General features: G+C 50.1%; 9 protein-coding genes. 2 read left to right on the plus strand and 7 right to left on the minus strand.

All coding sequences use genetic code 11. From position 1 onward, the window contains the following. The first annotated feature begins 50 nt into the window (after positions 1 to 50). On the plus strand, positions 51 to 941 hold the full coding sequence (locus ACYC56_RS00460) for a cation:proton antiporter domain-containing protein (protein WP_461372202.1): 891 nt from the start codon (positions 51 to 53) through the stop codon (positions 939 to 941). On the opposite strand, the gene ACYC56_RS00465 is transcribed toward ACYC56_RS00460, so the two are convergent. Next, positions 938 to 1150: a hypothetical protein gene (locus tag ACYC56_RS00465; RefSeq protein WP_461372203.1), complete on the minus strand. Its 213-nt coding sequence runs from the start codon at positions 1148 to 1150 to the stop codon at positions 938 to 940. The two genes, ACYC56_RS00460 and ACYC56_RS00465, sit on opposite strands and share 4 nt — an antisense overlap. Between ACYC56_RS00465 and ACYC56_RS00470 the strand changes: the two genes are divergently transcribed. Next, complete coding sequence (locus ACYC56_RS00470; protein ID WP_461372204.1) at positions 1149 to 2057, plus strand: NAD-binding protein; 909 nt, start codon at positions 1149 to 1151, stop codon at positions 2055 to 2057. The genes ACYC56_RS00465 and ACYC56_RS00470 overlap by 2 nt on opposite strands. A gap of 119 nt (positions 2058 to 2176) precedes the next feature. On the opposite strand, the gene secF is transcribed toward ACYC56_RS00470, so the two are convergent. The 6 genes from secF to ACYC56_RS00500 form a co-directional block, all read right to left on the minus strand. Then, complete coding sequence (gene secF / locus ACYC56_RS00475; RefSeq protein WP_461372205.1) at positions 2177 to 3160, minus strand: protein translocase subunit SecF; 984 nt, start codon at positions 3158 to 3160, stop codon at positions 2177 to 2179. Then, a complete protein-coding gene (gene secD / locus ACYC56_RS00480; protein WP_461372206.1) occupies positions 3153 to 4469 on the minus strand; it encodes a protein translocase subunit SecD in 1317 nt (438 codons plus the stop codon). Before secD ends, secF begins: the two co-directional genes overlap by 8 nt. Positions 4470 to 4480: 11 nt before the next feature. Further along, on the minus strand, positions 4481 to 5143 hold the full coding sequence (locus ACYC56_RS00485; protein ID WP_461372207.1) for an HD domain-containing protein: 663 nt from the start codon (positions 5141 to 5143) through the stop codon (positions 4481 to 4483). A gap of 182 nt (positions 5144 to 5325) precedes the next feature. Continuing rightward, on the minus strand, positions 5326 to 6399 hold the full coding sequence (gene dprA / locus ACYC56_RS00490; RefSeq protein ID WP_461372208.1) for a DNA-processing protein DprA: 1074 nt from the start codon (positions 6397 to 6399) through the stop codon (positions 5326 to 5328). A gap of 18 nt (positions 6400 to 6417) precedes the next feature. Then, positions 6418 to 7959 (minus strand): YifB family Mg chelatase-like AAA ATPase, encoded by a 1542-nt coding sequence (locus ACYC56_RS00495; protein ID WP_461372209.1) that lies wholly within the window; start codon positions 7957 to 7959, stop codon positions 6418 to 6420. A 102-nt stretch (positions 7960 to 8061) separates the two neighbouring features. Next, a partial coding sequence (locus ACYC56_RS00500; RefSeq protein WP_461372210.1) for an S-layer homology domain-containing protein occupies positions 8062 to 9397 on the minus strand: 1336 nt, incomplete at its 5' end.

Below are 9397 nucleotides of genomic sequence, written 5' to 3' on the forward strand. Positions count from 1 at the left end.
CTATTTTCCTAGCTCACAAATCGGTTCTGTGAAATGGGAATATATCGTGTATGGAACTTATATTGCTGAGGGACATCGTACTTATATTTGCGTTCTCAACTTTAATTCTCTACTTATTTAATCGTCTTCGGATACCCTCGATTATCGGCTTTATTCTTACCGGCGCACTTGTTGGTCCGCAAGGTCTAGGATTGATTAGAGCGTCAATTGAAGTAAGGAATCTAGCAAATATTGGCATTATATTGATGCTATTTACTATTGGCATCGAATTCTCGATAAAAACCTTTTTACAGGCGCGAAGGCCCGTTTTGCTTGGTGGGTCCTTACAGGTACTGCTTGCTGTTCTCGCCGGTACTTTCATTTCATCAGGTGCTGGACGACCTCTTAGGGAGGCCATATTCATTGGCTTTTTGCTGTCCCTCAGCAGCACAGCTATCGTGCTTAAAATATTTCAAGATAAGGCTGAACTCGATAGCCCACATGGCGCTACAACACTAGGTATATTAATATTCCAGGATTTAATAATAGTGCCGATGATGCTCGTAACACCATTTCTTGCAGGGGTATCAGGGAGCTTTTGGCAATCTTTATTCCTTCTTATTATAAAGGCAGCAGCAGTAATCTCACTGATCTTTCTTGCCGCTCGATGGCTTGTACCTAGCCTTTTATACCAAGTCACACGGACGCGTAGCTCTGAGCTATTTCTTCTGAGCATTGTTTTAATGATTCTTTCAATTGCTTGGCTCACGGCGAGTATTGGATTATCAATCGCACTCGGCGCCTTTCTGGCAGGCTTAATTATTTCCGAATCTGAATATAGTCAACAAGCGCTCAGCAATATTCTTCCATTTCGAGACGTTTTCACAAGTTTCTTTTTTATAACTATCGGAATGCTGCTCAACATAGATTTTCTTTTAACGGAGCCGCTTTTGATTATTTAAATCACTTTAGGCATTCTTGCCATAAAAGCCATACTCTCAAGCCTCGCTGTATCCATTACGGGTTTGTCCCTTCGCACCGCAATTTTAACAGGCTTTTCATTAAGCCAGATCGGTGAATTCTCCCTCATCTTATCCCAAGCCGGAGAAAGATATGGTCTCATCACGGGCAGCAACCTCCAACTATTTCTCGATATAACCGTCATCAGCATGGCGTCAACCCCCCTTGTTATGTGGCTATCACCCGTAATCGTTGAAACCGTTTCGAATTTGCCTTTGCCCAGCAGAATAAAGTCTGGCCGGTATCCTATACAAGTAATAAAAGAAAAACCTTTAAGAGAGCATCTGATTATTATCGGCTACGGTCTTAATGGCAGGAACCTTGCACGCACGGCCTCGGCAGCAAGCATTCCCTATGTTATCGTCGAAATTAATCCAGAGACCGTTCGATTCGAGCGAGATAAGGGCACGCCAATCTACTACGGCGATGCCACGCATGATGAAATGCTTAAACACGTTGATATCGGCCGTGCCAGGGTTGTTGTCGTGGCGATCTCAGATCCTGCAGCAACCCGAAGGATCATTGAGATTGCAAGGCGCCTTAATCCGGGAATATATATCCTTGTCCGAACTCGCTTTGCCAGTGAAGTCGAGCCGTTATATAAGCTTGGCGCAAATGAAGTTATACCTGAAGAATTCGAGACATCTATTGAGATATTTTCACGTGTACTAGCGCGGTACTTCGTGCCGACGGATGAAATCGAAAAGTTCGTGGATGAAGTGCGGGCGGAAGGTTACGAGATGTTTCGAAGCCTGCCAAAGAGATCGCTAGCAGTTGCCGATATTGGCCTGCAACTGCCAGATATCGAGGTCCGTACATTCAGGATTGCAGAAAATGCGGCGGCGGCTGGTAAAACATTAGGCATGCTTCAGCTTAGAAAAATATACGGTGTATCCGTGCTGGCAATACGCAGGGGTGCGCAAATTCTCTCAAACCCGGATGGTGATGCACAGCTTTATGCAAATGATATAGTCGTAGTTGTCGGAGAGAAGGAAAATATCGATACCATCGAATACATATTTCACAATATCGAGCCGTATCTGGGGAGCCAATCATGAACCCGTTATTTTATGCAGCGCTCTATCCCATTTTCAGACATAAAATAAGGAAAGAAACATAGAGCCCGTGGCTAAACATCACGGGCTCTATAATCATAAAGGATATAACCGCGCAGCGACTATGCTTTTGCAGTAGATTTAGCAGCTGACTGTGTCGGCGTGGGCACCATCTCCTGGTTGCCGTATTTCTTCTTAAGGTTCTTGTAGTACGGCTCGGCCTCTTTCCACACGACGAATATCGGTGATGCGAAGAAGATCGATGAGTATGCACCCGCGATCGTTCCGACCATCAGGGCGAACGCGAAGTCTTTCAACGTCTCTCCGCCGAATAATAAGATCGAGACGATCGGCAGAAGCGTCACCAGCGATGTGTTGATCGAACGCATCATTACCTGGTTGATCGACCTGTTTGCCATCGCCGAATACGTCGTTCGCACGACGTTCGTCGAGTTCTCCTTGATTCTATGGAATACGACAATCGTGTCATAGAGCGAATACCCGAGAATAGTCAACATCGCGGCAATCATATTCGGGTTCACCTCGCGCCCGACCAGCGCATAAATGCCGGCTGTAATCAGCAGGTCGTGGACAAGGGCGACGATAGCCGCGACCGACATCTTAAACTCATAACGAACCGAGATATATATCAACAAGATGACCATTGCGGCAATAGCCGCATAGATGGCGCGCTCCGTTATATGCGAACCCCAGCTTGCATCGACGGTCTTGGTCTGACGGTCGAAAACGCCTAGCTTCTTGTCGAGGGCGGCGAACAATGCTGCTTCCTGCTTAGGGTCGAGTTCCCTTGTACGGATGAGCATCTCGCTACCTTTGCTTTGCGATGCCTCGGACCCTAACTCGCCAATGGTTCTGTGTTCGATCGGCTGTATAACACTGTCAGCATGCCCTACCGATGAAACGACCGACCGGACCTGCTCGACCGAAACAGTTTTTGTGAATTTAACATCCGACGCACTACCGCCCTTAAAATCGATGCTGTAGTTAAAGCCCCGGACTAATATCCCAACCAAACTCAGAACGATGAAAAGCCCTGAAAGAGCAAACCACCAGGTTTTCTTACCCATGAAATCGAAATTACGCACTCTCGCTCACCCTTCCCGTTCTAACCAGCAAAGCCGGGCTCTTTACCGGCCATACCTGAGCCATTAAACCCAGTACGGGACGCGTAAAGAACAGCATTATCACAATATCCAGCGCAAGTCCGATAATGAGCGTTAGAGCAAACCCTCGGACCTCTCCGATTCCCACGAAAAACAGCACTAGAGCTGCAAACAACGTTACCAGGTCGGCATCAAGGCTGGTCTTGAAACCGTGCCAGAAACCACCATCGGCCGCTGTTCTAAATGTCTTCTTATTGCGAATTTCTTCTTTAAGACGCTCAAAAATAATGATCTTCGAATCGGCCGCAATACCGATACTGATAATCAAACCGGCAATACCCGGCAATGTAAGCGTCCAGCCTGCAGTACGCCCTATTGTTGCAACGGCACCCGCTACGAGGATGCCATAAATACTTAAGCCGGCCCATGTTACCAAACCAAGGCCCTGGTAATACGCTAACATATACAGGGCTACCAGCACGAACCCGATGAGCCCCGCTATAACACCAGCTTGCAGTGCATCGGCGCCGAGCTTCGGACCTATTCTGTCTGCCTGTGATATCTCGAGGGCTACGGGAATTGAACCTGTGTTCAAAACAAGCGCGATCTCTTTAGCCTCATCAATCGACCCGATGTTATTAATCTCCGCTTTGCCATCAGGAATCGCTTCCTGAATATTGGGCGCCGTAACGATCTTGTTGTCGAGTACGATAGCCAGGTGTTTGTTTACGTTCTGTGCGGTGATCTGCGCGAATGTATTTGCGCCTTCATTATCAAACGTCATGCTAACCAGCGGTGTTTGCCCAAGCTGGCCACCATACGTAGCTTTTGCGCTCTTCACCTTATCACCAGTCATAAGAACAGGCCCCAGAACATCCTTGCCCTGCTTTTTAAGCGTATTGAGCTGGCTATCCTGATAGTTAGCATACTCGTCCTTCACGATTGCGAATTGGAGAACCGCAGGTTTTCCCAGGATCTCCTGAGCCTTTTCGGGATCTTTGATTCCCGGCAGCTGCACCATGATATTGCGTGCGCCTTCCCTCTGGATATCGGGCTCGGCAACACCAAGTGCGTCGACGCGCTCACGCAGTACATACTCGGCTTGTTTCACCTTTTCATCGGTGACTTTCGAGCCCGGCGAGTCTTTGGCCGTATAGATGATGCTTAGACCGCCTTTTAGGTCGAGCCCCAGCTTCACAGATTTATTTAACGGATAAATCATAAAGATAGAGCCAACTACAAGAACAAGTATGAGACCAAGCGATAATAAGTGTTTTGTCTTATCAGTCAATTCCTTCCCCCCTACAAAAGCTTAACGCCATTAATAATCAAACCGAATTTGCAGCCGAGAAATTCAGCTGCCCTACGGCATATTACCATACGCGACAGGAATATTTCAAAGTATTCCATGACTTGACTTATGTTCGTGTCGATATCTATTTCGAGTTCTATCAATTTTCGTTCGTTATCGACCCGCAAAAACGACCTTTGCGCAGCTAAATTAACTCTGTCATGGATATCTGTGGTGAGCGGGTCTGGGGTTCGCACGCGGCTTCTGTGCACGTCGGTTTTGTCTGCAAGGATAATCGCCGCCCCGATTGGGCTTGTCGCCATACCGTACTCTTCTTCGTGGTTGCCCATGGCGTTCATCACTAAAATCATTTCCTCGGGCGCCATACCCAGGCGGAAGAAGATGGTTTGGGCCATCATGGCCGCGGATACTGCGTGGAAGCTTCGTCCAACTGAGTTTCCTATATCATGCAGATAACCCGCGATTCCCGCCAGCTCTGCCTCGCGCTCGGGAAACCCCAACCGTTTCAGCACATTCATCGCGATATGTGATACGAGGTCGGCATGGCGGAACCCGTGTTCCGTAAAACCTATCGCCTCCATATGCTTATCAGCTTGGGCTATGTACGCTTTTACATAGGGATCTTCTTTTATTTCATCTAAAGTCACGGACATAATAATATCTTCTCGCTGCTGGTAAGAAGTTCCCTCCAATTTCCAAAAATAAGCTAATAACGTCTTGATAGCTACATTGGTTATTATACTATTTAACGCGGCCATTGTCAGTGAATTCTCTATTTTTATGGAAGCGGGTTATCGCTCTGCAAGCGTTTGGGGGCAGATCGAATCGTGCGATCCTATTTTATCCTTATATAACAACCCGAAATATCCCGCTTGATAAAGCCGGATATTTCAAGTGTAAGCAGCAGTGCGGACACGGTCGCGATGGAAGTATCGGCCGCAACGGTTAAATCATCGAGCCGTTGCGCCTCCCAACCCATGAGTTCCAAAAAATCCTTTTCGGCCCGGTTAAGAGTATCGGTATGGGGACGTAAAAAATGCTCGACTCCCAATAGAGAGAGAACGTCCTCTGCCGATTCAACCAGGTATGCGCCTTGTTTGATGAGCTTGTTCGCGCCCCGGCTTACAGCGCTTTTGCTAAAGCCTGGTACGGCTAAGACCTCGCGCCCGTAATCCAGCGCAAAGTCGGCGGTGATGAGCGCCCCGCTTTTGATGCCCGCCTCGACTACGACAACCGCCTGGCACATGCCGGCAACGATTCGATTGCGTGCGGGAAAGTGGTGCGATAAGGGCGGAGTACCTGGAGGATACTCTGAGATCAAAGCGCCGTTTTCAGTAATCGTTTTAAACAGATTCTTGTTTTCGGGCGGGTAGACCATATCCAGCCCGCATCCTAAAACAGCATATGTAGTGCCGCCGGCATCGAGCGCCGCGGTATCGATTCCCCTGGCCGCCCCGGAGACGATCACGACACCGCTCGCCGCCAGCTCTGCGGCAAGCTCCTCGGCCATAGCTTTCCCCTGCACCGTCGCCCTGCGCGCCCCCACAATGGCGACAGCGGTCTGTATTTCCTTGAGGCGCCCTTTGACGAACAGGGCTTTTGGGTGGTTTTGAGCTTCCTTAAGTAATTGAGGATAATAATCATCTTCAACGGTCACGATAGTGACGCCATCGCTCGTGAGGTCTGCGTAAAGCCTATCTATATCGAGAGACTTCCTATCCGTGACGACCCTACACGCCGTCTGCTCATCTAAGCCTATATCGATCAAGTCGTCCTTGCCGGCTTCCCATAATTGACGCGGACCCCCGGCTTTATCCGTTAGAACATAAATCCTATTGCGCAATCCCGGAACCATCTTAACCCCAAGCCAGTATTTCCTGTTGTCGTTATGCGAACCGTTTTCTGTCATCTAAACTTTTTCCCTCTTCTAGAAGAACTGCCGGTCTAAAGCCCGATATTGCACGGCTTCCGCCACGTGTTCGACATCGATGGTGTCGTGTTCGGCGAGGTCGGCGATAGTGCGGGCTACTTTCAGGACGCGCTCGTATGCCCGGCCGCTTAAGCCCAGCTTATCGATGGAGGCCTCCAGAAAAGAGGCTGCAGAGGGGTGCAAACGGCAAAACGTTTTGACCTCGCCCGCTCTCATCCGGGAGTTCGTCAGGATGCCGCGCCCGTTTCCTTTGGTGTGCTCGGTAAATCGCTTGATCTGTAACGCCCGTGCCGCTTCAGTCCGCCGTTTTATTGCCTCGGACCCCTCGCCCTCTTTCGAATGCAAGAGTTCCTCCTTGCCCAGCCGCGGAACATCTACATGTATATCGATGCGGTCGAGAAGCGGCCCCGATATCCGACCCCGGTAGCGCTGAATGGCATGCGGATTGCAGATACATTGCTTGGCCCTATCCCCGAGATGCCCGCACGGGCATGGGTTCATCGCCGCAACCAGGGTAAAGCTCGCCGGATAGGTAAGTGAGCCTGCGGCTCGTGAAATCGTTACCTTGCCTTCTTCTAAAGGTTGCCGCAAGACTTGCAGGACGCCTTTGGAGAATTCGGTAAACTCGTCCAGGAAGAGGACCCCGTTATGCGCGAGCGACACCTCCCCCGGGCGCGGGTGGCTTCCTCCGCCGATAAGGCCTGCGTGACTTATGGTATGGTGCGGCTCCCTGAACGGGCGAGTAGCGAGAAGCGACTCGCCGGGATGCAGCAACCCCGCGACCGAATATACCTTCGTGACCTCGATAGATTCCGATAGCGTTAGCTTTGGCAGGATCGACGGCAGTCTCGAGGCCAGCATTGTTTTACCCGAGCCGGGTGGTCCGATCAAAAGAATATTATGTCCCCCGGCGGCAGCCACTTCAAGCGCCCTTTTAACGTGGCCCTGGCCCTTCACATCGGCAAAATCCAAACCCCAGTGACCCTCTTGAGAGTCCCTATGGTTTTCGTCGTGAGCCGTAATCGAAGCCTTGCCCGTGAGAAAATCTACCACCTGATTGAGATTAGCGACAGGCAATACCTCCACCCCATCGACCACAGAAGCCTCGGGGGCATTCTCTCTTGGGATGATGACGCCTTTTTTGCCGAGGGTTTTCGCGCAAATCGCGATCAACAAGGCTCCCGTGATTCTTCTAATCTCTCCGGTCAGGGATAGTTCACCTGCGATGAGATAGTCATCGAGCTTGCCCTGGGGAACCTGCTCGGTGGCCGCCATGATACCGAGGGCGATCGGAAGGTCGTAGACCGGCCCTTCCTTTCTGATGTCAGCAGGTGCAAGGTTGACGATAACCCGCTTAAGCGGAAATTCGAATTCCGAATTTGAGATACCGCTTCGCACACGCTCTTTCGATTCCTGCACGGCGGTGTCCACAAGACCCACGATATTCACTGTTGGGATGCCGAGAAAGACATCGACTTCCACCTCAACGGGGAAGGCGTCCATACCAATAACGGCGGCCGATAGCACCTTTGCAAGCATATTTCCCTCCCATATGCACAACTGCGCATTTACGCTACTATGCAAACTCTATGCAATCTTAGCCGTTATTCGCTTATGGGGCAATAGGTTTTGCCGGGGAAATTAGAGAAGTTGCCAGATTATTTTAGCCGCTTCCGCCCTCGTTATGGTTTCGTCCGGCTGAAACAAGCCATCGGGATAGCCCGTGATAAGGTTATATTTTTTAGCGGTCAGGATATAATCCGACGCCCAGTGCCCGATTATATCCGGGAAGGTCTCGCTCGTCGTATCCAGCTTGAGCCCCTGGGCCTTCACGATCATCTTAACCGCCTCGGCCCTGCTCAGCACCTGATCTGCCTTAAAACTATTACATGCATATCCATCTACCACTCCGTTTTGGCGCAAGGTCTTCACATAGGAGTACGCCCAGTGGGACGGCGGCACATCAACGCAATCGGCGGCCTGCGTTTCGCTCACACTCCAGCCTTTGACTTTGCAGAGCATCTTTGCGAACTCGGCGCGCGTAACAGTTTGCCCCGGCATGAATAACCCGCCTTTATAACCTGTGACTGTTCCACGCATCATCAGGTCGAAGATATAAGGGGCACACCAGTCGGTGCTTTTTACATCTGCGAGTTTCGTGTTTGCAAAACCCGTCAGTTTTAAGCATGCAGACAATTTATCATTTGGTTTGAATGTTCCGTTCGGGTTACCCGAGATCTGGTTCATGTAAAACATCGCCGTTATCGCTTCGGCATACGGCGATGACTCCGGCACATCCGCAAAATATGGTTCATAGGAGTGTGGCGCTGCCGGTGCGGAGCCGATGTCTTCTGACGGCCCGCCCTCGACTATTTGGATAATGGAATTGTAGAGCCACTGTGTAAACCCGCCCCGGGATATCGGGTCGTTGGATTTGAACATGCCGCCGGTATCTGTCTCAATGAAACTATGCGAAACAGCCGACTCGATATATTTTGAGTAAGGGTTGGATGCGGGAACGTCCTTGAAGAACCCGTGATGCGTCGTTTCGGGGTTCAAACCGGCAGATTTAACCACCAACTTAGCGGCTTGTGCCCTTGTAATCGAACCTGTTTTATCTGATTTGTTGCCGTTCGGCGCAATCGCGATAGCATAGATATCGGGAAGCTCACCGTTGACCGTTATCTGAGCGGCCCATCCCGTCCCCAAGAAAAGGTTATTGGCCTTGGAAATAGTTTTGCCCCCGCCCACCAACTCGACCTTATATCCAGGGGCTGCCAAACCGCTTATCGTAATCTGAAAGCCCGGTTTCTTAGGATTCTCATCGACAAGCTGAAGGGCGAAACTATCGCCGCTTGTGGGGCTCATAATTATCGGCGGAACGACATCGTTTACCGTGGTCTTCACGGCACTTACCGTAAACTTCGCTTTGGATATATCGACCCCCTGATCCTTCAGGTCGGTATCCGTTAGAAAG

This window comes from Candidatus Aquicultor sp. (assembly GCF_054640775.1).

Excerpts from the sequence above, each read along its gene's own strand:
- ACYC56_RS00460 (WP_461372202.1), top strand. The coding sequence starts at position 51 with ATGGAACTTATATTGCTGAGGGACATCGTACTTATATTTGCGTTCTCA.
- ACYC56_RS00470 (WP_461372204.1), top strand. The coding sequence starts at position 1,149 with ATGGCGTCAACCCCCCTTGTTATGTGGCTATCACCCGTAATCGTTGAA.
- ACYC56_RS00465 (WP_461372203.1), bottom strand. The coding sequence starts at position 1,150 with ATGCTGATGACGGTTATATCGAGAAATAGTTGGAGGTTGCTGCCCGTG.
- ACYC56_RS00485 (WP_461372207.1), bottom strand. The coding sequence starts at position 5,143 with ATGTCCGTGACTTTAGATGAAATAAAAGAAGATCCCTATGTAAAAGCG.
- dprA (WP_461372208.1), bottom strand. The coding sequence starts at position 6,399 with ATGACAGAAAACGGTTCGCATAACGACAACAGGAAATACTGGCTTGGG.
- ACYC56_RS00495 (WP_461372209.1), bottom strand. The coding sequence starts at position 7,959 with ATGCTTGCAAAGGTGCTATCGGCCGCCGTTATTGGTATGGACGCCTTC.